General features: G+C 60.5%; 12 protein-coding genes and 12 pseudogenes. 10 read left to right on the plus strand and 14 right to left on the minus strand.

The genetic code is table 11. The features are described 5' to 3' along the window. Positions 1-124 precede the first annotated feature (124 nt). Positions 125-1051, plus strand: a pseudogene (locus tag AC066S_RS36795) (IS3 family transposase); the annotation flags it as partial. 455 nt (positions 1052-1506) lie between these two features. On the opposite strand, the pseudogene AC066S_RS36800 reads toward AC066S_RS36795, so the two are convergent. Beyond that, a pseudogene (locus tag AC066S_RS36800) lies at positions 1507-3064 on the minus strand (oleate hydratase). A 62-nt stretch (positions 3065-3126) separates the two neighbouring features. Between AC066S_RS36800 and AC066S_RS36805 the strand changes: the two are divergent. Beyond that, positions 3127-3381 (plus strand): transposase, encoded by a 255-nt coding sequence (locus AC066S_RS36805; RefSeq protein WP_126262034.1) that lies wholly within the window; start codon positions 3127-3129, stop codon positions 3379-3381. 343 nt (positions 3382-3724) lie between these two features. Here the strand turns inward: AC066S_RS36805 and ltrA are convergent, their stop codons facing one another. Then, the gene (gene ltrA / locus AC066S_RS36810; protein WP_235884930.1) at positions 3725-4780 is read right to left on the minus strand and encodes a group II intron reverse transcriptase/maturase; all 1056 of its coding nucleotides are present in this window, start codon (positions 4778-4780) and stop codon (positions 3725-3727) included. Between the two features lie 911 nt (positions 4781-5691). Between ltrA and AC066S_RS36815 the strand changes: the two genes are divergently transcribed. Both AC066S_RS36815 and AC066S_RS36820 read left to right on the plus strand, forming a co-directional pair. Beyond that, positions 5692-5946, plus strand: coding sequence for a hypothetical protein (locus AC066S_RS36815; RefSeq protein WP_126262035.1), 255 nt, complete (start codon positions 5692-5694; stop codon positions 5944-5946). A gap of 145 nt (positions 5947-6091) precedes the next feature. Beyond that, positions 6092-6539: pseudogene (locus AC066S_RS36820) on the plus strand (helix-turn-helix domain-containing protein); the annotation flags it as partial. Here the strand turns inward: AC066S_RS36820 and AC066S_RS36825 are convergent. From AC066S_RS36825 to AC066S_RS36860, 8 genes and pseudogenes are all read right to left on the minus strand, one after another. Beyond that, a pseudogene (locus AC066S_RS36825) lies at positions 6490-7593 on the minus strand (ISNCY family transposase); the annotation flags it as partial. The pseudogenes AC066S_RS36820 and AC066S_RS36825 overlap by 50 nt on opposite strands. Before the next feature lie 356 nt (positions 7594-7949). Then, positions 7950-8207, minus strand: a pseudogene (locus AC066S_RS36830) (transposase); the annotation flags it as partial. 102 nt (positions 8208-8309) lie between these two features. Then, positions 8310-8534, minus strand: a pseudogene (locus AC066S_RS36835) (IS3 family transposase); the annotation flags it as partial. A 129-nt stretch (positions 8535-8663) separates the two neighbouring features. Next, positions 8664-9710, minus strand: a complete 1047-nt coding sequence (locus tag AC066S_RS36840) for a D-alanine--D-alanine ligase family protein (RefSeq protein WP_126262036.1) — start codon at positions 9708-9710, stop codon at positions 8664-8666. Then, positions 9701-10576 carry a 7TM domain-containing protein gene (locus tag AC066S_RS36845; RefSeq protein WP_164719138.1) on the minus strand — a complete coding sequence of 292 codons (876 nt, stop codon included), beginning with the start codon at positions 10574-10576 and terminating at the stop codon, positions 9701-9703. Before AC066S_RS36845 ends, AC066S_RS36840 begins: the two co-directional genes overlap by 10 nt. A gap of 46 nt (positions 10577-10622) precedes the next feature. Further along, a complete protein-coding gene (locus tag AC066S_RS36850; protein ID WP_235884931.1) occupies positions 10623-12059 on the minus strand; it encodes a gamma-glutamyltransferase family protein in 1437 nt (478 codons plus the stop codon). Positions 12060-12196: 137 nt separating this feature from the next. Beyond that, positions 12197-13249: a KamA family radical SAM protein gene (locus tag AC066S_RS36855; protein WP_126262041.1), complete on the minus strand. Its 1053-nt coding sequence runs from the start codon at positions 13247-13249 to the stop codon at positions 12197-12199. A gap of 98 nt (positions 13250-13347) precedes the next feature. Continuing rightward, positions 13348-13728 carry an AMP-binding protein gene (locus tag AC066S_RS36860; protein WP_126262037.1) on the minus strand — a complete coding sequence of 127 codons (381 nt, stop codon included), beginning with the start codon at positions 13726-13728 and terminating at the stop codon, positions 13348-13350. Here AC066S_RS36860 and AC066S_RS36865 point away from each other — a divergent pair. Then, a pseudogene (locus AC066S_RS36865) lies at positions 13712-14979 on the plus strand (IS256 family transposase). The gene AC066S_RS36860 and the pseudogene AC066S_RS36865 overlap by 17 nt on opposite strands. Before the next feature lie 268 nt (positions 14980-15247). Here AC066S_RS36865 and AC066S_RS36870 read toward each other — a convergent pair. Next, positions 15248-15475: a hypothetical protein gene (locus AC066S_RS36870; RefSeq protein ID WP_235884933.1), complete on the minus strand. Its 228-nt coding sequence runs from the start codon at positions 15473-15475 to the stop codon at positions 15248-15250. Positions 15476-16254: 779 nt separating this feature from the next. On the opposite strand from AC066S_RS36870, the gene AC066S_RS36875 reads away from it, so the two are divergent. Beyond that, positions 16255-17637 carry an aspartate aminotransferase family protein gene (locus tag AC066S_RS36875; protein WP_126262039.1) on the plus strand — a complete coding sequence of 461 codons (1383 nt, stop codon included), beginning with the start codon at positions 16255-16257 and terminating at the stop codon, positions 17635-17637. 555 nt (positions 17638-18192) lie between these two features. Here the strand turns inward: AC066S_RS36875 and AC066S_RS36880 are convergent. Further along, positions 18193-18810 (minus strand): annotated as a pseudogene (locus AC066S_RS36880) (IS110 family RNA-guided transposase); the annotation flags it as partial. Between AC066S_RS36880 and AC066S_RS36885 the strand changes: the two are divergent. Further along, positions 18809-19665, plus strand: a pseudogene (locus AC066S_RS36885) (IS3 family transposase); the annotation flags it as partial. The pseudogenes AC066S_RS36880 and AC066S_RS36885 sit on opposite strands and share 2 nt — an antisense overlap. Positions 19666-20501: 836 nt before the next feature. Here AC066S_RS36885 and AC066S_RS36890 read toward each other — a convergent pair. Continuing rightward, a pseudogene (locus AC066S_RS36890) lies at positions 20502-21155 on the minus strand (IS630 family transposase); the annotation flags it as partial. A gap of 82 nt (positions 21156-21237) precedes the next feature. Between AC066S_RS36890 and AC066S_RS36895 the strand changes: the two are divergent. The 3 genes and pseudogenes from AC066S_RS36895 to AC066S_RS36905 form a co-directional block, all read left to right on the plus strand. Beyond that, a pseudogene (locus AC066S_RS36895) lies at positions 21238-22419 on the plus strand (IS256 family transposase); the annotation flags it as partial. Between the two features lie 232 nt (positions 22420-22651). Beyond that, a complete protein-coding gene (locus AC066S_RS36900) occupies positions 22652-22999 on the plus strand; it encodes a hypothetical protein (protein WP_167767823.1) in 348 nt (115 codons plus the stop codon). A 186-nt stretch (positions 23000-23185) separates the two neighbouring features. Then, a complete protein-coding gene (locus AC066S_RS36905; protein WP_478271850.1) occupies positions 23186-24211 on the plus strand; it encodes an IS110 family RNA-guided transposase in 1026 nt (341 codons plus the stop codon). 762 nt (positions 24212-24973) lie between these two features. On the opposite strand, the pseudogene AC066S_RS36910 reads toward AC066S_RS36905, so the two are convergent. Continuing rightward, positions 24974-25090: pseudogene (locus tag AC066S_RS36910) on the minus strand (ATP-binding protein); the annotation flags it as partial. Between the last annotated feature and the right edge of the window lie 119 nt (positions 25091-25209).

Here is a 25209-nt window from a genome sequence, read left to right on the forward strand (position 1 = left end):
AAGTTCTTGCCAATGTCGATCCCAAACACCGTTGCCGGCCTGGGCTTGTTCCGTGTCCTCATTGCTTCCTCCTTTCAAAAGCCAACTCAGTCTGACTGAGAGGACGGGGCGGGTCATCCCATTAATGGTAGGGCCCGCCGCCAAGCGCGCTGCGGTCGCGCATCTGCAGGCCGTCATGAGCCTGTCGGAACGGCGGGCCTGTTCGATCGTGGGCGCGGATCGGAAGATGATCCGCTATCGCTCCGGCCGTGCTCCAGACGCGGCCCTCCGTGGCCGGCTGCGTGACCTCGCCAACGAGCGGCGACGTTTTGGCTACCGCCGGCTGTTCGTCCTGCTGCGGCGGGAGGGCGAGCCGTCGGGGATCAATCGGATCTACCGGCTTTACCGCGAGGAAGGGCTCACCGTCCGCAAGCGGCGGGCTCGCCGCAAGGCCGTGGGAACCCGTGCCCCGATCCTGGTGGAGGCCAAGCCGAATGCACGCTGGTCGCTGGACTTTGTTCACGACCAGTTCGCCAGTGGCCGACGCTTCCGCATCCTCAACATCGTCGACGATGTCACCAAGGAATGCCTAGGCGCCATTCCAGAGACGTCGATCTCGGGGCGGCGCGTGGCCCGCGAACTCACGGCAATCATCGAGCGACGCGGCAAGCCAGGAATGATCGTGTCCGACCATGGCACCGAGTTCACCTGCAATGCCATGCTCGCCTGGTGCAAGGACGCCGCCATCGATTGGCACTTCATCGCACCGGGAAAGCCGATGCAGAACGGCTTCGTCGAGAGTTTCAACGGCCGGATGCGCGATGAGCTGCTCAACGAGACCCTGTTCTTCGATCTTGACGACGCCCGCATAAAGATCGCTGTCTGGGTCGCCGACTACAATCTCCAGCGCCCCCACTCATCGCTGAAATACCTGACCCCCGCGGCCTACGCGGCCCACCTCACCGCAACGGACGATCGGCTACGCAACCCCGACCAGCTCCGCCGATCGTCCGTTGCTCCACCCGCGTCACTTGGCGTACAAAACCCCGAGACTCTAACTGCCGCTGGATGAAAATTCAGGGGCAGGTCAAACCGAGCGCAAGTCGAGTTTGTCGGACAGTTGGTCGAGGCAAGATTCCAGACCAATACGGTTGCCGCGCTTGATAACGTACGAAGTCTTTCGCACTTTCAGGATTGACGGCTTCTTCTAGAATGAAGGAGCTTTGAATGAACGATTGGAATGCCATGGGTCAGGTGATCCAAATTGATGACGACCAAATGCTACATGAACATGCGACCGCTCTATCAGCCACAACTCTCTGAAACAGGAGCCGTCGCCTGATCAAAAGTGCGAAAGATTCTGGACAGTACCAGACACTTGCGTGGCGACATGGTCTCGATCGCGCATACCATCGTCGAAGCGCATGGCGGCCGCATCGGAGCCGAAAACGTCCCGTCAGGGGCGCCGTCTTTCACGTCAGACTGCCGCTTGCAGTCGCGCGATCGCGACGCCGTCCCGGGAATGCGTCACCCGAAAGCCTTCTTCAGTGTCGCGAAGATCACCGCGAGCGACTTGTCGTGACGGGTCACCGGCGGCACCGGGCGATCGACCTTCATCAACTGATAAACCGCCATCTGCGCCGCGCGCACCGAATATTCGACAGTGAAGACGACGTCATGGGGGATCTCGACGAACTTGCTGACGAAGGCGAGGTTGACCGAATTCTTCGGCACCGGCAACGGCCGGTCGGCGAGATTGCGCGGCATGAACATGCTGGTGATGTAGGGCATGCGGCAGGGAATGCAGATCGCATCCTCGAACACGCTCGCGTCGAAGTTGAGGTGACCGCAGAGCTCCTTCAGGATCTCTGCGCCGCCGCAATCGGACATTGGCTTGGCCACGAAATTGCCGACGCGATCGGGGTGCAGCGCATAGCCCCAGAATACCTGCACGTCCTTCGGCTGCCCAGCGAAATGCGGCTGATGATACAGCACCACCGACATCAGCAGCTCGAATCCCTGAACGTGACGAGCCCGCCGGTGCCGGCCCTGTTGCCTGAGAACGCCTCCATCTTGTCGAAGAAGCGGGGGTCCCTGCAGGTAACGGTGAACGACAGCCAGTAGGATTCGGGGATTGAGGTGTTGAATGCGGACGGATTGCCGAATTCGGGAGTCCCTTCGCGATCGTCTCCCACAGCGCCCAGCCCTTGCTATCCTTCTTGGTCAGTCGCGGCGCCGGATCCGTCATGGTGCCGAGGCTCGAGGCGTCCGTCACTGAGCCGTTCTGGAAGAACACGAGGTCGTCGTCATCGAGGCGGACATTGGCGGTGCAGCCGTCGCGGTCGAGCATGAGCTGGCGGACGCGCACGCGCCAGCCGTCGTCCTCAAGCATCATGTCGGTGACAGCCGTGCCGCGCACGAACTGCACGCCCTGCTGCTTCAGCCAGTCGGCGAGCGGCCGCACGATCGCGTCATACTGATTGTAGACCGTGCGCTTGACGCCGGCGAGGGTCTCGATCCGCGGGAACTCGTTCATGAAGCGGTGCAGATAGCGCTTTAGCTCAAGGGCGCTATGCCAGGGCTGGAAGGCGAAGGTGGTCTGCCACATGTACCAGAAATTCGATTCGAAGAATCCGAGCGACAGCCAGTCGGTGATGCGGCTGTTGCCGAGCGTCTCCTCTGATGCCTCGGCGAGCCGCAGTAGCTCGAGCCGGTCGCGCGCCGAGAAGCCCATATGCGTCACATCGATCTTAAAGCGGTTGCGGTCGACCAGCCGCGCCTGCGAATGCGCTGGAGTCTCCAGATTGAACGCGATCGTCTCCTCGCGCACGCTGAGGCCGGGATGTTCGAGCGACGGAATGCTCGACAGCAGGTCCCAGGTGCATTCGTAGTGATCGGTGGTGAGCATGCGCCCGCCGCGCAACGAATAGGCGCCGTTCGCAAGCAGCGCGCCGTCGAGGCTGCCGCCGACCAGCGGCTGTGGCTCGTAGATCACGATATCGCGCCCCGGCACCCGCGCGTCGCGAACGAGGAATGCCGCGCCCGCGAGCGATCCGATGCCAGCTCCGATGAAATACGCCTTCATGATGTGCCTCGATTGCAATTCGACATTTCGAAGCGACATAGCATGGCCGGACGCATCCAAGGTTGCGCTGGATCAAGCGCGGTGAGGACTGGCTCAGCTACGCGGAATGGCGGCGGATTGAGCTGTTGTTGCCGCGAGGGCACAAGGGAGCGCATCAGATCGATGATCGATGCGTGATCAACGGCATTGTCCACTTGCTAAAAGCAGGTTCGCGCTGGCGTGATTGCCCGGAAGTCTACGGTCCTTACACAACGGTCTACAACCGCGTCAGTCGCTGGAGCCGAGAGGGCATTTGGACCAACATTTTTACGCTCTGACTGAATCAAGCGGCGTGTCCGGCTCGATCTCGGTGGATTCCAGCTAGATCAAAGCCCATGGCCCCGCGGCCGGCTCAAAAGGGGGACCTTTAACAATGCGATCGGCCGCTCGCGCGGCGAACAACCACCAAAATCCAAGCGTTGATCGACAATTTGGCCGCCCGCTTCTTTCCTGATTACTCGTGGCAACACCCACGCAGCCCGCGTCGTCGAGCCTACGACGTTAGAGCGGTCTCGACCAGATTGAATCGGGAGGGATTGATCGGGATAGGGGGACGTCTCGCGACGCCACCCCTCTCACACCACCGGGCATACGGGTCCGTACGACGGCGGTTCGACTGAGTTAAGCTGGCCCAGGAACCAGTATTCGGGGGAGACCGAGAGCGTCAAAGAAGTGGTTGCGCAGGGCGTGCTGGACCGCCGGGTGCCCGGACATTCGCCAGAGCCCCGTCGGCGAACCGGCGGCAACCGATGCGGCGAACTTCGCGATGCCGAGGCGGCGAAGCTCCGTGAATCGCTTGTGCCCGTTCTGCCATTGTCGCCAGAGATACATTCGCAGTCTCCGGCGAATCCAGGCTTCCAGGTTTGTGAGCACGCGAGGAGTCTGGCAGAACCCAAAGTACCCTCGCCATCCGATGAGGTAAGGCGAGAGGTCCTTAATAATCCTTTCCAGATTGATGCCTCGTGTCCGGCATGTGACGTCCCGAACTCGGTCTTTGAACTTAGCGAGCGCTTTCGGCGCAATGCGTCGTTCGCTCCCATCGTTCGCAATACTGAACCCTAGGAACTTGCGCCCTTCCGGTCGTGCCACCGCGCTCTTGGCCTCATTGACCTTTAGCCGGAGCTTGTCGGTCAGGAACCGGGTGATCGAGGCCATGACCCGCTCACCGGCGCGATGACTGCGAACATAGATGTTGCAGTCGTCCGCATAGCGACAGAACCGATGGCCACGTCGAGCCAGCTCCTTGTCGAGATCGTCGAGCACGATATTACTGAGGAAGGGCGAGAGCGGACCACCCTGAGGGGTCCCCTCTTCCACCGGTCTGATCAGGCCGTCCTCCAGCAGTCCGGCGTTCAGGAACGCCCGGATGAGTTTGAGCACGCGCTTGTCGGTCACCCGCGCGGCGACGCGCGACATCAAGATGTCATGGTTGACTCGGTCGAAAACTCTTTCCAGATCGAGATCCACCACAACGTTGTAGCCCTCAGCGATGTAGCGTTGTGCCTGGGCTACGGCCTGGTGCGCCGACCGTCCCGGCCGGAATCCGTAGCTGTGCTCGGAGAACGTCGAATCCCATTGTTCTTGAAGAACCTGCAGCACGGCTTGCTGAATCAGGCGGTCGACGACACAGGGAACGCCGAGCCTTCTGACCCCACCATCCGGTTTCGGAATTTCCACCCGCTTAACCGGCCGTGGCTGATAGCCAATTGGAGCCGAATTGCTGGCCAGTGCTCACGCAGGAATGCCTTGGCGACGTCGATGGTCATCCCATCGACACCAGGGCCTCCCTTGTTTCCTTGAACGCGTTTCCACGCTCTTTGAAGGTTCTTGCGGCTACACACCTCCTCCATCAGACGTTCTGGGAAAGCCGGGCTTTCGGTCGCCGGCATCGCCACAGACGGTTCGGCTCCTCCGGTCGCGGCAGCCGGGGTTTCACCCCGGCCATCCGTGCCTGAGGCCAGTCGTTGCTGGTTTGTCTGCCGCTTTCCGTTCATGAGGTGCCGATCCTACTTGCCTCTCTCACTCGTTCGGGCCTTCAGCCATCGTTTCCGACTCTGCCTATCCGTTGCTCCGCTTTTCAGCTTTGGAGTGCCTCAATAGCTTCGCCGACAGCATGACCTATTACGCCCTCTGCTGACTTCTGCCAGGTGGTCAGACGACCTCACGGTCATCTCAGTCGCCGTACAGCGACGCCGGGCAGATCTCCCGGGGTAAGTTCAATCGCCTTCGATGCACGACCGCCGGATCTACGCTTCGCGTCTTTGATGGATATGGACTTCGCGATGTGTTGCCCGCTCGTCCGACACTGGCGCCTCATATCCGGTTCTTGTTCATCGGCCCGCATCTTCGATCCACGCTTCCTTCAGACCCCGCCTCGCGGCGGCAGCCCTTGCGTTTCTCTATCCCTTCACCTCCATCAGGTTGGGTGGCAGACTTTCACTTCCGAGCTATTGAACATGCCCGGCACACAACGAAGCCGCTGCCGCGGCATTGAGTTTGTTGCTGGAGTGCGGAGTGCCAGCAACCTTCCTCACTCTCGGCAGGCGGTGGTTCGAATCAATAGACACCGTGCAGTCGGATCGACAACGATGGCGACCAACAACATCGCGACACATCCAAGGGACGATGCCGGGGCGACTTTCCGCAACGCCGTCGCACCCGTTGAAGGCCGTTGTTGGGCTTCTCGCGCCAGGGTTGTCACGAGTGACTTTTCCGCCACGCCTAACCCATTGACAGCACATACGCTCAACAACCTACTTTCCCAAATTAGCAACATCCGTGCCATATCGCTCAAGTTGTGCACGCGTTTGCGCCTGGCGATCGTCGACGATCATCGGCCTTGAAGCTCGCCCGCTGCTCGGGCGTGGCAGCGGCTCGTTCAATCCGGCTTCTATGAGGTCGCACGCCCGACCGAGCGCGCGGCTCGCGCCTGCCCCGCGACCTCACAGAACCCTCAAGATTCCGTCGGGCGGCGGTTTATGATTCAAGATGCTGGCTGGATCGGAGGCCAGCATCGGATGGTCCGCCCCCTTTCCGAATGATCTTCGTGAACGAGCCGTAAAGGCGGTGGAGTCCGGCGAGAGTTGCCATGCTGTGGCGGCCCGGTTCGATGTTGCAGTGTCGTCCGTTATGAAGTGGCGGCAGCGCTATCGCGCGACGCGTTCGGTGGCACCGGGCAAGATGGGCGGTCACCGTAAAGCCGGTTCTGGAGCCGCATCGAACGTTCATCGTGGAGCGGATCAAGCAGACGCCACATCTTACGCTGCACGGGCTGAAAGACGAACTTGCCGCGCGAGGCGTGAAAGTCTCGCACCATGCGGTATGGACTTTCCTGCGACGCGAAGGTCTCAGCTTCAAAAAAACACTGTTCGCCCTTGAGCAGGGCCGAGGCGCTCCTGCACGTCGCGGATGTCGCGCAACAACGCGACTGGATCGAGAGCGGCATAGATTTCTTGGAGATGATGGCGGACAGCGTCAGGCGTGCGGGCGTCCGCTGCCAGGCGCTGGTGAGGTGTTGCCGGCGCGCTGTATGTCTTGCGTACGCGAGCACCGTCGCGCTGCTTGGCTAACAGTTTGAACGAGGGCTGGAAGAAGTTTACGAACAGCCGCGCTGATCGATATAATTCGGCCTGCAGCTCGGCCGCTTCCACGCCTTCGAACCTACGATAGCCGACCATCCTGCGGACGACCGCGCCGCTCTTCTGCTCGACGAACGCCTGGTCATTCTACCGGTAGGGACGGCAATGCGTGAAGACAATGTTGGCCGCCTCGCAGTAGGCTTCTCGTTCATGAACACGGTATCATTGTCGGTATCGAGGCCGAGCAGCACAAAAGGCAAATGTTTGCGCAATTCCGTCAGCACCGTGCTCAACAGCGTCTGTTCGCGCACGATCAGAGGAGCGCACTCTGTCAAGCCGGTAGCAATGTCCGTGAGCACGAGGGTCTGGATGAAGCTGCCGCGTGCAGATGGACCGCTATGCGCTACAAGGTCAGCCTCGACGACCCCCGGCGCCGGATCGTTCCAATCTGCCGACGTCCGTATTGGAACACTGCGACGCAGGGAATGCGCTGCATGCCGCTGGCGCTGGCGTCCTAATTGTTCTCGGATCCGAGCCAATGCGCGATCGATCGTCGCAGCGCTCATCGCCAAAAGTTTGTCGTGGATTTCAGGGGAAAGCTTGAGCTGGTTGTGCCGTTCAATTTCCTCAACCAACGCTGGCAGCGACGCTTTCAGTCGCTTTCCGCAGATCCGGTCTGACGCTTCCCAAAGCAGCACGAGCCCGTTGTGTTCTGCCTCATTACAGACCCGACGTCGTGTCCGTCGGCCTCGGCGTACGTCTTCCTGGCCTCGAAGTAGACGCATCGCATGTTTGCGATGGAATCCGGTGATGTCGACATATCCGCGCCTTCTTCGCGCTATCCGAACGCCGATAGCGCGCGCCCGCCGCCGCCGTCAGTTCCTTCCGCGTTGCCATGCTCAGCCACCCCATCTGCGCCCCCGCTCGTTCCCGATCCAGGGGAGCAATTTACGTGAGGCAACGGCTCAGCATCCGGTAACAATTAAGGCGAGGCAATGCGGGGTCTCACCCTGTTCGCCGCATTCCCGTAGGCCCGGGCAGCAGACTGCGAGGTTCGAGTCCTGATGACGAGACAGTTGATCGGCGCCGCGTAAGCCCTTCGCCGAAAACGGGCCAGTGCCCGATTAGCTATCTGGGAACGCGGCGTGCTGATCTCATCATGGCCTGGCTGCAACCGCAGCCCACTCGCGAGAGGCCGGATACATTTACGCAGACTGTCGAAGTCGGATCGCTCAAGAGCCTTGCACAGGCGGGGCAGACCATACATTTCGGCGGATCACGTCCTGCAGCATCTCCTTGTCGAGCGACAGATCGGCGACCAGCTTCTTCAGCTTGCCGTTCTCCTCCTCGAGCTGCTTCAGCCGGCGCATCTCGGTCGGCAGCAATCCGTCATACTTCTTCTTCCAATTGAAGTCGGTCGCCTGGCTGATCCCGGCCTTGCGGCAGATCTCCGCCACCACACCCCCGTCGCTGCCCTGCTTCAGGATGAACGCCTTCTGGGCGTCCGAAAACTTTGAGGCCTTCATCGTCGTCGCTCCTCCCTGCCGGGTGGATTTACGCAGCGCCAACTCTAGCCAAAAATGGTCCAGTTTGCCGGCCTCAGATCACTGATGAAGTGCTACCCAAAACTAGGTGTTTAGTCCCGGCATTTGCTGGAGCGGGTTGAGTTTGAATCGTTCGGGCTGGGAAGTCCAGCATTTGCAAATGTATTCGTAGGGTGTGAGGCCCTTCAGGGTCTTCAGCCGCCGAGCATAGTTGTAGGCGTTGATGAGGTCGGCAAGGTGAGCTTCGAGCTGATGGTGTCGATCGTAGTAATAGCGTTGGACGATCGCTTCCTTGGTCGTGCGGTTCATGGACGTCTGACTGAACCACCGCTTCGGCCGAGAGCCAGAACGAAACCTCTGTATTGCGTGACCTCAATTGTATTGCGTGACCTCAATACGTGGTCCAGTCAGTTGCCGGAACGACAGCCCAGCGGTCCACTATCCAACGGCAGAATAAATCCGGTCACGACTCGTCGCTTGTTCGGCCTCAGAGATGCCGATTCCGAAATAGCGCGTGTGGGCGACATCCAGGATGCGATTGACCAGGCCCGGGAAGCTGTATCCGGCGGTTTTCGCGGCCAGGATGTACGAGGCGCTCATGCCGAGTGCCGCCATGGAGTTGATCTCCAGGACAAAGGGCCGTCCCGAGTGATCAATCCGGATGTCGACGCGGGCGTAATCTCGGCATCGGCAGGCACGGAAGGTCGCAACCGAAATATCCCGCAGAAGCTTCGCGAGGCTGCTCCCAATTTGAGCCGGGCAAATCTTCTGTGGCTCCGCGGCTCCCATGTGCATCTTGTCTTCCCAGGTGATAAGGCGGGTTTCGCGCTCCCCAAAATCTTGCTCCACCAAAGGCAAGGTCTCAGGCTCCCCGTTTCCGAGCAGTGCGACACAGATTTCCCGACCTTCAATGTATTCTTCCACGAGCGCATCCTGCGCATATTCCGTGACGATCTGTTCGACGGCCTCCCTCAATCGAACCGGTTCATATACGAGCTGCAATCCGAAACTAGTGGATTCGTGAACCGGCTTCACCACGACCGGAAATCTGAGGTCGCCGGTACTCTCGGTCCCGTGACGCATCACGCGAAACTTCGGGGTCGGCACCCCGCGATCGCGGATCAGCCGTTTGGTGATGACCTTATCGAGCGCCAGACCGTGCCCGAGCGGGCTCGAGCCGGTGTAGGGAATGCCGGCCAATTCGAGCATGGCGGGAACGTGCGTGTAGCGGCACTCGCCCTGAATTCCATACGCCATGTTGAAGACGATGCCGGAGGGCCGGCCGTGGGGATCGGCCGGCATGAACCGCTCGAGAGTAGTAAGCAGTCCCTTGTCGCCTTCGCACAGCAACGTCTCTTGTCCGCCTTCTCGCAGTGCCGCCATCACATATTCGACCGTTCTGCGGCCGTATTTCTCCGGACAAAGCTGGCCGAACCGGTTGATCACGCCCGTATGATCATTGTTCCACACCACGGCTACCCGCATGACTGCTTCCTCCCTTGTGTTTGTCCGCTGTCAAGTCGTTCGGTTGGATCCGCTTCATGAAGGGGAAGCAGCTCCGCTGGACGAACCGCGCTCAACTGGCCGCGCCGCCAAGCGGCAAGCGGGTTTGCTCCCTCCAAGAGGCGGAAATCGAGATACTCGTTGATCAGCAAAATGCAGCCGGCCTGCACCAGCAGCAGTTCCGGGAAACGCAGATAGATGCCGAGCGTGCCCGGCAGGCTCATTACAGTTACGATGGTGAGGGCTGCCAATACCGTGGTAAACGTACGCCAGACCGCTTCGTAGACTCCGTCCTCGTCAAGCACTTTTGCAAAGCTCTCGCAGGTCAAACACAGCGCGATCACGGGGAAAAGCGCTATCTCGCGAAGCCAGGCAATATCCCACCAATTCCCCGCCAGCAAAGGCGCGTCCAGCAGCGCTGCCGCCAGACCCAACAGCACGGCTATTCGCGCGTAACTGTGGTCCGTCTTGAGCAGCGGCCGCAAAGCCACGGTAACAAGGAGCACCAAGAGCAGGAATGCGAGGCCGATCGGGATGCCGATGATGTCGAAGCCGATCGCCATCAAGATTGACCGAAAGAGGCCCAGCACCTTGACGCCAAGCGTGAGGCGAAAGAGCACGACCACGACGGCGCCCAGGGAAACAAACAGCACGCTCTCCGCGGGCTTGTAGAACTGGGCAGGCAACTCGGTGAGGGAAAAAAAACTCGAACAAATGGACGAGGTCGGCAGCATCGGAAGCTTGCTGAGCGCGATCCCGAGCGGCAGGGCAAAGAGCCCGACGAGCAACCAGTCTGTCTTGAGCGCGGCGGCCGCTTGCGCATCGTCGTTCTTGCATGTTCCGTTCAAGAGAGCACCTCCGCAAGGCCATCACGCCTGGGATCGGTCGCGCCTTTCACGCTGCGTCGGCAGCAAATTGCAGCGCATTGACTGAGCCCATCGCAAAACTGTGCCGTGACTTGACGATCGGCATGCGGCCGCGCGCACGCAATTTTGCCAACAAGGACTCACTGGCCGCCGGTCGCTCGATCCAGACCTTGCGACCGACCAGCCCGTGGACGCGAGGCGCCGCCACGGCCTCGGCGATGTCCAAGCCTCGGTCGATCACGCCACTTACGACCTGAAGAATTGCCGAAACGATCCGGCGACTGCCGGCGGCGCCCAATGCGAGAAGGGGCAGGCCGGTTGAGTCCTGCAACACCAGAGTCGGGGCCATGTTCGAGCGCGGTCGACAACGTGGCCCGAGTCCATAGGGGTGAGATAGCCGGGGACACGTGCAGAGATAATTGTTGTATAAGAATCCCAGTTCACGATGCGCCACTTTGGCGCCGAAGAGCGACTGAATGGATTGCGTCAGCATCACGACGGTCCCGTCCCTATCGCAGACCGATAGGTGGGTCGTATCGCCCGGCTCTTCGGGGCTATCGAGCTGCGTGCCGGTTCGTGAATTCAGGACGGTGTCGGCGACCCGCCGCGCATAATTTTCGCCCAACCGCAAGTCGCGCAGATGCGGAGTGAAGTCGTCTGGCGCCAAAGGGCTGAGCTCCCGATCACGAAACACGGCAGATGAGGCGAGCGCGATCGCAGCGCGCCAATCATCATCGGAGGAGGCGACTCCTAGCGCTCGCGTCTGTGCGAGGACATTAAATGCCAGCAGGAGTTGCATCCCACCGCCAGGCGGCGGGGCACTGACAATCCGATGTCCTCCGTAAAGCGCCGAAACCGCGTCTGCCTGCGCGGGCGCACTGCAGCTTGCCAGATCTGCTTCAGTGATGAGACCTCCACAGGCGCGCATGTCAGCTGCGATCTGCCGGGCGATTTGGCCGCAATAGAAGTCTTCGATGCCGAGATCCGCAAGCCGGCGTAGTGTGGCGGCAAGCTTCGGTTGTCGAAAGGTGCGACCGATGTCTGGCGGCAGACCCTCGTGCAGGAACAGCTCGCCGGCCGGGGATGCGCGCAGATAATCGGCTACCCACCGGGTGTGTCGCTGCTGCAACGGCGTGATCGCATAGCCTTCTTCGGCGATGCGGATAGCTGACGCCATCACCCTTTCGCGGCTGAGCACACCGTATTTGCGATGTGTCCAGTCCAGCGTCACGGGAGTCGATGGAACCGTGCAGGAGCGGTACCCGCGCCGCTGCTCATTCACCTCGATCGTACCGAGCGAAGCAGCCGCGGGCGCCCGGGAATGTCCGTCGATAAATTGCGTTCGACCGTCCGCAAACCGGACGAGCAACACGGTTTGCCCGCCGAGACCCGACGCGCTCGGTTCGCAGACGCACAGCGTCCAGGCCGCAGCCACCGCCGCGTCGATCGCATTGCCCCCGGGCACGCAGGATTTCCGATCCCGCTTTGGTAGCGAGGGGGAAAGCCGTCACCACTGCCCCGTCGCGTTGCCGCATCGGAACGGCAGCATTTTCGAGCTCCACGCGCTCTGGGTCGATGATCAGCATCGCGGGCCTGTCAATCTCATGCTTCAGGCAGATCGTCCAACCAGCAGGCGCCTCCGACGTGCGGCCGGGAAAAGATCTTTCCGATTTTTGCGGGAGTCTTGTTCTGATGATATCGCATATACACGCGGCCATCGGCTCCGAGGTCGAGGATCTCGATCTTCCCGGTGTAGTGGGACATAATGTATTTGAATGTCTTCTGGATGCCGCTGAGACGTTGGTTGATGCCGCGCGCGATCTCGATCCCGCGGCGCAATGAAACTTGAAAATGCGATGCGCCCTTCACCGGCCTGCCCTGAAAAAGATAATAGGGGCGGACACCCATTTCGTGACATTTGGCGAATGTCGCCGCCAGGACGTCGGGATCATCGTTGACTCTTGAGAGGAGCACGGATTGGTTGAGAAACTGCACGCCTAGCGCGCGCAGGGAGCGGATGTTGCGCTCTGCATCGACCGAGATTTCGCCGATGTGATCGAAATGTGCGACGATCACTGCGGTTTTGCCCGCGTCTTGGATCCGCTGGAATAGAGCGGTCAGAGCCGGATCCTCGAAACGCCTGGGCGCAAAGGCGACCGTTTTTGTTCCGAAGCGGATCGAAGTCAGATGGGGGATTGGCAGCAGGTGATCGACAATCTTGTCGAGCTTGCTGGTGCTGAGCACAAATGGATCACCTCCCGACAGCAGCACGTTCGTCATCTCTGGATGTGCGCCAATGTATTGCGCCACGCGGGCAAGATCGGGGGCGATTTCATCGGAATCCTTGCCGACGATGCGCTTGCGGAAGCAGTAGCGGCAATATGAAGCGCAACGGTCTGTTACCAGCAGCAACCCGGTCTGGGGATACTTGTGCTGGAGGCCGGGCACGACCGTGTTATCGTGCTCGCCGCTGGTATCAAGTCTGCCGCGACTGTCGAACTCCGCGAGCGAGGGCTCCACGATGTGCTTAAGCTGGTCGTAGTAGCCACTGGCCGAAATCTGCTCGCGATAGAACCTCGTGACGTGGTAATGCGTGATGTCGTTGGCCTGCAGCTCATCCTCGGTAACGATGCGCGCGCCTTCGATGAAGTTCATGACGGCGGCGTGCGGCCGCACGTCCGATCCTGTCGGTGATAATTGAGGCGGGCAAACGCGAGGCGCCGCCGAGGTTGTCAGCATGAATGCACTCCCTGTTAATTGTGTGATGAAGGCGCGTCTCCGGCTGACGCTGCACGCCGCCGGACGCATAAACGATGAAGACTCTCTCCGACGCACAGCCCTGCCAGAAGCTGCCACAACGAGATGTCGAAGCAGTGCGACGCCGTCTGCGCGATGCAATCCGTCCGAGTGAGGGCCAGGGCATTAATCTTTTCCATCAGATGATTGTTTAGGGCCGCGCGCTCGATCATTGCGCCCTTAGGCTGGCCCGTCGAGCCAGACGTAAACAGAATGTACACGAGTCCGTCCTGTTTCGCCTGGGTGATGACGACCTGAGAAAGGCGACGTATCGAGGCGGGTGATGAAGCCTGCCAGCAACCTCCAGAGGAGCGATACGCCGTGAACGAGACTACCAATGTTTTTCCTCTGCGTCAGCCCGATCAGATTGCTGATCCACTGACGGATATTCTGCGTGCCGGAGCTCGCGAACTGATCGCCCGGGCTGTCGAGATTGAGTTCACTACATTCCTGGAAACGACGAAGCATCTGGCGCTGCCGGATGGTCGGGCGCGCGTGGTGCGGCATGGATATGGGCCGGCGCGCGAAATTGCCACCGGCATCGGCCCTGTCGTGATCGCCCGTCCGAAGGCCCGCGACCGTGGAGCAAGCGGGCCAGGTGACAGGATCCGGTTTCATTCGACGATCCTGCCGCTCTGGGCCCGCCGGGCGAAGAGCTTGGACGCGTTGATCCCCGTGCTCTATTTGCGGGGAATCTCGACCAGCGACTTCCAGGAGGCGCTTTCGGCCTTGCTCGGCAAGGACGCGCCGAACTTGTCGCCGCCGGTCATCGCTGGCCTGAAGAAGGACTGGCAGGCCGAATACGAACGTTGGCAAAAGCGCGACCTGTCGGCGCGGCGGTACGTCTATATCTGGGCGGATGGCGTCTATCTGCAGGCTCGCATGGAGGACCATGCCGAATGCATCCTGGTGTTGATAGGCGCCACGCCTGAAGGAAAGAAGGAACTCATCGGCTTCCAGGTCGGGGTACGCGAGAGCGCACAAAGTTGGCGAGAATTGCTGATCGATCTGCGCAAGCGCGGCTTGCAGATCGGGCCTCAGCTTGCTGTCGGCGACGGCGCTCTCGGCTTATGGCGGGCGCTCGATGAAATCTTCCCCGGCACGCAACATCAGCGATGTTGGCTGCACAAGGTGAACAACGTGCTCGACAAGGTCGCCAAGTCCGTGCAGCCGGCAATAAAGAGTGATCTGCGTGACATCTACCTAGCGCCGAACCGGGCGGCCGCTGAAACAGCGATTGATATCTTTGTCGAGAAGTACGGCGTCAAATACAAGCCGGCCGTTGAATGCCTGATCAAGGATCGCTCGGCCATGTTGGCGTTTTATGACTTCCCTGCCGAGCACTGGTCGCATCTGCGCAAGTCGAATCCAATCGAGAGCGTCTTTGCACGGTCAGGCACCGGACTGTGCGAACGAAGGGAGCGTTATCGCCACACACAGCAAAGTTGATGGTCTTCAAGCTCGTCGGCGCCGCATCTAAAACTTGGCGACGGTTGAAGGGCACAAATCAGTTGCCGAAGGTGATATCCGGCGTAAAGTTTGCGGACGGAATCGAAGTCATTCCGACCGCTGAAGTCCGCGCCGCCTGATCGGACCGCGTCACCCAAAATCCGTCATAGCTCGACAGCGCCTGTCATGCCCCCAAGCCAACAGCCGCCGAGCCGCGTCCGCACTGCCAGCGACCTGAAACTGATCGACAAGTCACCGCCCTGTCTTGGTAGTTGCTCCAGGGCATTCGTCCGGAGGATGCATCCCCGTCGGCTTCTTGCCCCGCTTGAAGCTGACCAGGGCGAAGTTAGCGACACCGCAGGGAAGCGCCTCCCTTTGTCCACCTCGAACCGTCCAGTCGCGTGGCCGCTAGCGTTGCCGCTGTTTAGGTCGCGAGGCTGCCACCGTGAGTCCGGTGTGATCCTTGAGGCTATCGATTACCGTGACCGCCGCTTCGAGTTCATCTCGAAGACGCTTCGTAATCCGCAGAATGCCGCTCGCGAGCTCCTCGCGGCTGATTTCTGCACCGTGAGCAACTTTTTCTTCGAGGTCGCGTATAGCTTCGTCGATCTTGTGCAGCGAGAATGTGCTAGGCATCATCCGGCTCCGTCATGATTAAGGGGCCGGCATCCGCCGAACCACGGTGTAAAAATGCGTCCGCTACACGGTTAAGTAAAGCGGGTGGCGTTGCGGGAAAATCTGTCCCCATCTCGCGTCTGAGCGCCTCGAATTCGGATAATGTCGAAAAAAGGCAATCCGCCACCGCGTCCATTTTTGAGCAGATAACTTCAACCCGGGATCGCCAATCGGCCAGCTGTTCTTCAGTTCGCTATGGGCCGTACGTGTCTTCTGCCGGTGTATGGCTTGGCGCACGGACGTAGTCCGTGAATGCTTGGATTGCCGCTACCACTTCGGTTCTGGGCACGGCGGTTACTCCTATGAGCCAATCCAGCTCGAACAGCTGCAGGCCGAGTACTCTGATATGACATGCACGCGGGGACGCGGCAACCCACCGGTGCTGGTAGGTGCCCCGGTTACTTGTACGCGCCATTATCTGGTGGCGCCTCGGAATATGTCTCACGAGCAAAGGTGGTCAGCCATGCCAATCCAAGGTGGAAGGCTGACCACCGAAGTCTGCGGCACGTGGCAGGGACAGCGCTTATGGCGGCGCCGAGTCTCGCTGCCGCTCGCTTCACCGGCGGTGGGTGTGCCAGGGACAGCGTCGCTGGCATTTGGCGAGGCGGAGTCGCGCCCGCGCTGCTTGCGGCCACTGCTGAGCACTTGCTGCCGACGAATTGGCGTTGCAAGTTTTGCCTCGTCGCAATAGCCAAGTCATGACGGTACCGGCGGCATAACGCTTTCAAGGATCACCGCAAATGTCCATGCTGCCCAATTCGCAAGAGGCCCGGGATGTCGCCTATCAGCTCCATCCCTATACCAATGCGCGCATGCATCAGCAGGCCGGTGCCCTGGTGATCGAGCGCGGCGAGGGGCCTTATGTCTTCGACGCGTCGGGCAAGCGCTATTTCGAAGCGATGGCGGGCCTGTGGAGCGTCGGGCTCGGCTTCAACGAGAAGCGGCTGGTCGAGGCGGCGTACAAGCAGATGCAGGCGCTGCCGTTCTACCACACCTTCTCCGCCAAATCGCACGGTCCCTCGATCGACCTCGCCGAGAAGCTGGTGGCGCTCGCGCCAGTGCCCATGAGCAAGGTGTTCTTCACCAATTCCGGCTCGGAAGCGAACGACACCGTCTTGAAGCTGATCGCCTATCGCTCCAACGCGCTCGGCCAGCCCCAGCGCAAGAAGGTGATCAGCCGCCTGCGTGCCTATCACGGCGTCACCATCGCGTCCGCCAGCCTCACCGGCCTGCCGAACAACCACCGCTCGTTCGACCTGCCGCTGCCGAACATCCTGCATACGGGCTCGCCGCACTTCTACAAGGACGGCGCGCCCGGCGAGAGCGAGGAGGCGTTCGCGACGCGGCGGGCCGAGGAACTCGACGCCCTGATCCTGAAGGAAGGGCCCGATACGATCGCGGCCTTCTTCGGCGAGCCGGTGATGGGGGCGGGTGGCGTGATCGTGCCGCCGGCGACCTATTGGGACAAGATCCAGAAGGTCCTGAAGAAGTACGACATCCTGCTGGTCGCCGACGAAGTCATCTGCGGCTTCGGCCGCACCGGCAAGATGTTCGGCTGCGAGACCTATGGCATCAAGCCGGATGCGATGGTGGTCTCCAAGCAGATCACCTCGAGCTATTTCCCGCTGTCGGCGATCATGCTGAACGACCGCATGTTCGAGCCGATCGCGGACGAGAGCAACAAGATCGGCGTGCTCGGCCACGGCTTCACCGCGAGCGGCCATCCGGTCGGCTCGGCCATTGCGCTGGAGAACCTCAAGATCATCGAGGAGCGCAGCCTGGTCGCGCATGCCGCCGAGCTCGGTGGCTACATGCAGGGCAAGCTGCGCGAGCTCGGCAGCCATCCGCTGGTCGGTGAGGTCCGCGGCGTCGGCATGATCGCGGCGCTCGAGCTCGTGCTCGACAAGCAGCGCAAGACCGCGGCGGCGACGCCGGGCGCCGTCAGCGGCATCGCCAGCCGCATGCTCCACGAGCGCGGCGTGATCTCACGCAACATGCTCGATGCCATCGCCATATGCCCGCCGCTGATCGTCACCAGGGCCCACATCGACGAACTGATTGCGGCCATTACCGGTGTGCTGAACGACATAAAGCCGGAAGTGGCCAAGCTGACGCCGGCTTAAAGGGACGCGCTTCGTCTGGCGATCAGTCCAACCCCGTTACCCTGAGGTGGCCGCCTTCTTCAGCGTCCCTCGAAGGGCGCCGGCCCGTCTGGCTGCGACGGGCTCATCCTTCGAGGCTCCCCGTGCAGTGCATCGCCGTGCACGCCTCGTATTTCCAGCGACAATGCGCGGGGTTGACTGGGCTAAGGTTTGGTCGGCGGGGGCGCTAGCGAGGATTGCCTACGCGGCGCCTCGCGATGGGGATGACTGGGGCGGAGGCTGCGCGGGATTGCTTGAGCACACACTTAGTGACAATTTTGCAACGAAGCCTATATGATCTGTGCTTCTGTATTCGGTCTGGTTCTTTCAACCCTTAAGAGCGCGTGCCCGCGTGCCGCGGTTACCTTGCTTTTGTTCGTGGTCGGCAAAACCGCCACACTATGGGATTCGGTTGAATGGTCGGTTCAAACTCTTCGGCGTAGTCAGCCGCCTGGAGGGCGGACGCCACGACAGATCATACGAACTCGACCATCCCCACGCCCGCGACGGGCGTCTGTTGGGATGGCGATGGCGTCCTTACGCCACTGCCGTCCATCGGAATTCGAGTCCATCAACCCACATTCGGTGAAGGACGACAGCCATCTTTCTGGCCAGCGCGACCTTCGCACGCTTGCTTCCTTGCCGGTGGGCAACACGCACCGCCCAGGCCTTCATCGGAGACCATCGGGTTGATGGCCTGAGAACGACGTTGGCAGCTTCGAACAGGGCTGTGCGCGTCTCTCCATCTCCGACTTTTGTGATCCGTCCCACCCGATCAACCTCGCCAGATTGGTATCGGCGGGGCGTTAACCCGAGATAGGCGCCGACGGATTGGGAATGCAGGAATCGCCTGGGATCGTCCACAGTGGAGCGGAAGGTCAACGCAGAGACCGGGCCGATCCCCGGCATCGTCATCAAGAGCCGACAAGCCGGGTCACTGCGCACGGCCTTCAGAACCAGACGATGCAGTCGGCCGTACTCCCGCATCAGCGCTTCGCGTCCTGCAAGCAGCGGATTCATGATCGCCTCCAGTAAGGCGTCATCGCTGACCAACTCACGAACTCGCGCTGCGAACAGAGTCAGCGAGACGATTCCGACTTTGAGACCGAGCGGACGCAGAAGTCCGCGGATGACTTGCTCTGTGGCAGCGAGCGCTCACCAAAGCGGGATTGCTGAGCGCAAGCCGATGATCGACCGTGAGCGCGAGCTGCCGCTCACTAAGCAGACCGGGGCTTTGAACATCAGCCGCGGCAGCGTGTACTACCTGCCGCGGCCGATGCCGGACGCCGATCTCGCGATCATGCGGCGTCTCGACCGGCTGCATCTGGAGTTTCCCTTCGCCGGTTGGCGAATGCTGAGAGGGCTGCTGGCGGCCGAGGGGTGCAGGATCCGCCGCTATCATGTCAAAACGCTGATGCGACGGATGGAAATAGGGGCGCTCTATCGCCGTCCAGCTCACCACCAGACCCGAGCCCGGCCACAAGATCTATTCACACCTGCTGCGCGGGATGGAGATCACCCGCCCGAACCAGGTTTGGGCGATGGACATCACCTACAGTCCAATCGCGAGCGGCTTCGTCTACTCGCCGTGGTGCTGGACTGGGCAACACGTCGTGTTCTGTCGTGGCGGCTGTCGATCACCATGGACACAGCCTTCTGCGTCGAAACCCTGGAGGATGCCTTGGCTCGTCACGGCAAGCTGGACATTTTCAATACGGATCAGGGCTCGCAGTTCACCGGCCAGCTTTTGCCGGCGCGCTCGCCGACAACGGCATCGCGATCGGCATGGACGGCAAAGGTGCGTGGCGGGACAACGTGTTTGTCGAGCGGCTCTGGCGCAGCGTCAAATACGAGGAGGTGTACCTGCGGGCCTATGACAGCGTCAGCGAGGCGCGCAGCTCGATCGGCCGATATCTCAACTTCCATAACAGCAGGCGTCTCCATTCGAGTCTTGACGGCAGCACGCCGGATCAAGCCTACTTCATCCCACTGCCACTCCGCATGGCGGCCTTACCCCGGCAGAGGCTCCACCTATCGACGCGGAAACTCTGTTCAGACAACCGGGACTCTCTCATGGACATTCTGCGCGATGTGATCGGCCTCCTTGCGATCCTGACGGTGCGCAGATCCTCGTCGCTGCCCGCGCCTTCCGTCAGCCGAATCTCGAATTTCCCGGGCATGAATCGGCTTGAGCATGTAGCTCACCTCGCGAACCTTATTGATGCTTCTTGCTTTCGCAAATTCGGCGGTCAGGAACTGCTGCCGCCAGCGCAGGGTACTCACATTTCGTAGACCGCGAACATTACGTCGCATGTCAGAGTCATAGAATTCTCGTCGCAAACGCGACCTTGTTGGTGCGGCTCCAGAGCATAAGGCAACTGCGATTGGCGATTGGCAGACAAAATCCGAGTGACCCAACAGGGCAAGAAAAACAGATCCCAGAAACGAAAGGCCGGCGCGATGGCAGGCTCCACCATCTTGTCATAGCTTGCTGGGCCTAACTAAAAGGCCGAAGCGAGGCATTCAATTATGCTGTCGAACAGCGTTCTTTGACGCAGTTGGCACGGTCTTTGATAGCTGCTGCCCACACAGAAAGGGAGACAACAATGAAGACCGATATGTCAGCCTATGGCGTAACGGAACTAACTCCTCAAGAAGCATCTGCAACTTCGGGAGGTTGGTTGTGGACGATTGTGGCAGTGTTGGCGGGCCTAGCGGCATCCATCGCCGCTGGCCGCCTCTTGCCTAAATCTTGAAGCCAAGAAAGCGAATGTGGTCCTAGCTGTCGCGAGATGCCGCCGCGCCTGTGTGTTTTGAACGGCAACTCTAGTACTTCTGCACAGTGATTATGACTCTTTGGAAGGGTTTGGGTAGGCGCGGCCCATTTTGGCGCGGGCCTTTTGTGTTGTGAACATCCATTTAATGCAGGAGCGAGCGGCATTTCGCTGGCGTTCCCAAGCGGAGATTTCGCGGCGCAGTCGCTTGGGGGTGTCGATCCTGCGGTCGAGGCATTGTCCCCGCAGGACGCCGATCTCGATCTCAACCATATTGAGCCAGCTCGCGTGCTTGGGGGCGTAGTGGAACTCGATCCGCCGCAGGATGCGCCGTGCTTCGGCAGGCGGGAAGGTTTGATACAGGGCGCCGGCGGAGTGGGTCGATAGATTATCCTGCACGACACGGATGATCTCGGCATCGGGATAATGGATGTCGACGAGGTCGCGCATGCATTGGGCATAGTCTTTTGCCGTTCGCCGCTCGGTGAGCTTGACCTTCCGCCAGGGGCGATGCACGTCGAGGAGAACGAACAGATTGACCGTCCCATTGCGACGGTATTCGTAGTCGTAACGTTCGGGCCGGCCCGGCCTTGGCGGAATTGGCTGACGGACCTCGCCGATGAGCTGCACGGGGCTTTCGTCGAAGCACACCACCGGCCTGCCCGGATCGGGTGCCTCGGCATAGAGATCGAGCACGTCCTCCATTCGGGCGACGTACTCACCATGATAACGTACAGAGTCTTTCGCACTTTCAGGATTGACGGCTTCTTCTAGAATGAAGGAGCTTTGAATGAACGATGGGAATGCCATGGGTCTGGTGATCCAAATTGATGAGGCCCGGATTCGAGATCACCTGGGCGAGATGGTCCGCGGGACGGTGGAAGAGACACTGAACGCCATGCTGGAGGCCGAAGCGGACCAGCTGTGCGGGGCTGGGCGGTATGAGCGCAGCCCGGCGCGGCAGGACACGCGGGCGGGCAGCTACGAGCGAACGCTGCACACCAAGGCGGGCGACGTCAATCTGAAGGTCCCGAAGCTACGGCGGCAAACCTTCGAGACGGCGATTATCGAGCGCTACCGGAGGCGGGAGAGCTCGGTCGAGGAGGCGCTGATCGAGATGTATCTGGCCGGGATTTCGGTTCGGCGGGTCGAAGACATCACGGAGGCGATGTGGGGCACCCGGGTCAGCCCGAGCACAGTGTCGAACCTGAACAAGAAGATCTATACCAAGATCGAGGCGTGGTGGGATCGCAGGATCGAAGGCGAGCATCCGTATCTCTACCTTGACGGCATCGTGATGAAGCGCAGCTGGGCTGGTGAGGTTCGCAACGTCTCGCTGCTGGTGGCCTCGGCGGTCAATGCCGAGGGGTTCCGGGAGATCCTCGGCATCTGTGAGGGCGCCAAGGAGGACAAATCCGGCTGGTCATCGTTTCTGCAGCATCTCGTCGATCGCGGTCTCAGGGGCGTGCCGTTGGTGGTTTCCGATGCGTGCCGAGGTCTTGTCGACGTTGCGGATTATCTGCCGGAGGCCCGCTATCAACGCTGCATGGTGCATTTTTATCGCAATGTCTTCAGCCACGTGCCGTCGACCCGGGTCCGCGAGGTGAGCCACATGCTCAAGGCCATTCATGCCCAGGAGAGCCGCGCTGCGGCCGACGAGAAAGCCAGGACCGTCATCGCGGATCTGCGGGCAAGCCGTATGGCCAAAGCTGCTGATCTCGTCGAGCAGGCGGTTCACGAGACGCTCGCCTACTATGCCTTTCAGGACATCCATTGGCGGAAGATTCGAACGAACAATCCGCTCGAGCGCATCATGAAGGAGATCCGGCGACGAACCCGTGTCGTCGGCGCCTTCCCCGACGGTCAATCCTGTCTCAACTTGGCGGCGGCCCGGCTGCGGCACATTGCCGGAACGGCGTGGTCGACCAAATGCTACATGAACATGCGACCGCTCTATCAGCCACAACTCTCTGAAACCGGAGCCGTCGCTGTAGCGAGACCGAACTTTGGACCACCCAGAATTAGAGTTTTGCGCCTCTGTCACGTTGGCGGGCTGGTTGCGCCGACGTGGTTGTGCAGCAAAATCGGCGGTCGATTGCCGATCGCGCCATGGGGCCGTTCTTCGTTGTACAACAAGGATTGAGAACGCCCACGGGATCGTATGCCGTGAGGTTCTGTACCGGCTTCATCCTTGGGCAGGCAGCGAGGTTTTCGTCCATGCCGTGATCGACAAGGCGGACGGCGTTGTTTTCCGCTGCACGCTGGATGGATCGGAGACGCAGCGTTTTCTGGAGATCCCATCCTGGATGTTCGACCGCGCGGCATGTGCTCGGGGTTACAGCCTAACGGCAGAGCCCTTTGTCAGCCTGGAAGCGCTCAACGCGTTGTCGTCGCTTCTCGATTCAGTGGTCAAGAGCGCGACATCATCATTGAATGAACCGCTTTCCGGTGCATGCGGAGCTTCTCACGACCAGAATCGGGGAGAGGCTCATGGCAAGCAGGACGGCGATATCGGCGAACCCGGTTCGGCGCAACCGGCGGTTCGGCATGCATCAGATGGACCTGTTTGAAATGGACCCGCGGAGCGGGACAGCTTGAACAGGTTTGTTAGTTGGAAACTGACCGCTCCTGATCCGTTTCTATCACGCTGCGAGAAACCCTGTCTGCTGCTGTTGCTGTGATGGGGTGGACGCCCCTCGACGGCATCGATGTGCCAAAGTGAAGGGTGTTGAACCGTCACAAATGAGGAAGCGTCCATGAACGAAGTTAGCACGATTGGACTAGACTTGGCGAAACATGTTTTTCAGGCACATGGCGCAGACGCTAGCGGCGGTGTTGTTTTCCGCAAACAGCTGCGTCGTGACAAAGTGCTGGGTTTCTTTGCCCAGCAGCCTGCGTGCCTGGTAGCGATGGAAGCCTGCGCCAGCTCTCATTACTGGGCTCGTGAGCTTGGCAAGCTGGGTCACACCGTGCGTCTGATTCCACCGTCCTATGTAAAGCCGTTTGTTAAGCGTCAGAAAAACGATATGGCCGATGCAGAAGCGATTTGCGAAGCGGCCCAACGCCCCACCATGCGCTTTGCCGCCGTGAAGAGTGAGGACCAGCAGGCGAGCGCGGTCGTGTTTCGCGCTCGCGATCTTTTGGTCCGGCAACGTACTCAGATCATAAACGCGTTGCGAGGTCACCTCGCCGAATACGGCCTGGTCGTTGCAAAGGGAACGTCCAATGTCGCCGCGCTGGTTGAGCACGCGCAAGCTTCCGGGAGCAGCGTGCCAATGGCGGCGCACCCGGCGCTCGATATCCTTGTCAAGATGCTGGGGGTGCTGGAAGAGCAAATCAAGCACCTCGATATTGAGATCGCGCGACGAGCCCGAGAAGAGGAAGTTGCGCGGCGGCTTATGACGGTTCCTGGCATCGGCCCAATCACGGCGACAGCTCTGATGGCGCTAGCGCCTGACCCTGAAAACTTCAAACGTGGCCGGGATTTCGCCGCGTGGTTGGGGTTGACGCCGCTGCAACGTTCCACTGGTGGAAAACAGAAGCTCGGCCAAATATCGAAAATGGGTGAGCGAACACTACGGCGTCTCCTCATCATCGGGGCGAGTGCGGTGGTGAAGCTGGCTCGCCGACGCGGTGCATCGCAAGGGAGATGGCTGGAGCGCATGCTCGCTCGTAAGCCGCCCATGCTTGTCGCGGTGGCTCTTGCCAACAAGATGGCCCGTACCGTTTGGGCTTTGATGGTCAACGGTGGGGTCTACAAAGCTCGGGTCGCAGCGGCTTAATCGCTTAATCCGCCCGACCAGAGGTCGTCGAGGAGGTAGGAAGGTCAAACGGAAGGTACGGCGCAACAGTCGATGAGACGGGGTCAGGAAAACCAGTACATGCCCAGGTGCTTCCAAGTACGCCGCTGTGATTTGGACCTGATCCGCGAACTCCCATACGGGCCCGCGACATATGACGGTCGCAATAAAGGCCGGACAGATGTCAGCACCCGACTACGCGCAACACCTGATCGAAAGATTCTTCTTGCATCCACCGGGGCGTCCACAGATGTGATTTGGACCTGATCCGCGAACTCCCATACGGGCCCGCGACATATGACGGTCGCAATAAAGGCCGGACAGATGTCAGCACCCGACTACGCGCAACACCTGATCGAAAGATTCTTCTTGCATCCACCGGGGCGTCCACAGATGTGATTTGGACCTGATCCGCGAACTCCCATACGGGCCCGCGACATATGACGGTCGCAATAAAGGCCGGACAGATGTCAGCACCCGACTACGCGCAACACCTGATCGAAAGATTCTTCTTGCATCCACCGGGGCGTCCACAGATGTGATTTGGACCTGATCCGCGAACTCCCATACGGGCCCGCGACATATGACGGTCGCAATAAAGGCCGGACAGATGTCAGCACCCGACTACGCGCAACACCTGATCGAAAGATTCTTCTTGCATCCACCGGGGCGTCCACAGATGGGCATGTGGGCAACGCCCTTTGCGTTGTCCAAGCGCAGCGGCATGTCCACAGGGCCACGGGCTCAGGCCTTTCGGCCGGGCTTACGGGTTCGCCGCAGGCTCTCGCCGTCGAGATCGATCCGGTGGGCGTTATGGACCAGGCGGTCGAGAACGGCGTCGGCGTAGGTGGGGTCGCCGAACACGTCAGAGTACCCCTATTCTTGAGCGGGTCGTGTCTCACGTCACGATCACCGACCCGCATCATTTTCTGTTTGGGCACCGGCTTGAGGTGCTCAAGGAGCGGTCGGGGCGCGGTCCT

The organism is Bradyrhizobium sp. CFUWI, from assembly GCF_056429085.1.

Coding starts and splice junctions, on each gene's coding strand:
- AC066S_RS36815 (WP_126262035.1), top strand. CDS start 5,692: ATGGCGACCAACAACATCGCGACACATCCAAGGGACGATGCCGGGGCG.
- AC066S_RS36840 (WP_126262036.1), bottom strand. CDS start 9,710: ATGCGGGTAGCCGTGGTGTGGAACAATGATCATACGGGCGTGATCAAC.
- AC066S_RS36855 (WP_126262041.1), bottom strand. CDS start 13,249: ATGAACTTCATCGAAGGCGCGCGCATCGTTACCGAGGATGAGCTGCAG.
- AC066S_RS36870 (WP_235884933.1), bottom strand. CDS start 15,475: ATGCCTAGCACATTCTCGCTGCACAAGATCGACGAAGCTATACGCGAC.
- AC066S_RS36875 (WP_126262039.1), top strand. CDS start 16,255: ATGTCCATGCTGCCCAATTCGCAAGAGGCCCGGGATGTCGCCTATCAG.
- AC066S_RS36905 (WP_478271850.1), top strand. CDS start 23,186: ATGAACGAAGTTAGCACGATTGGACTAGACTTGGCGAAACATGTTTTT.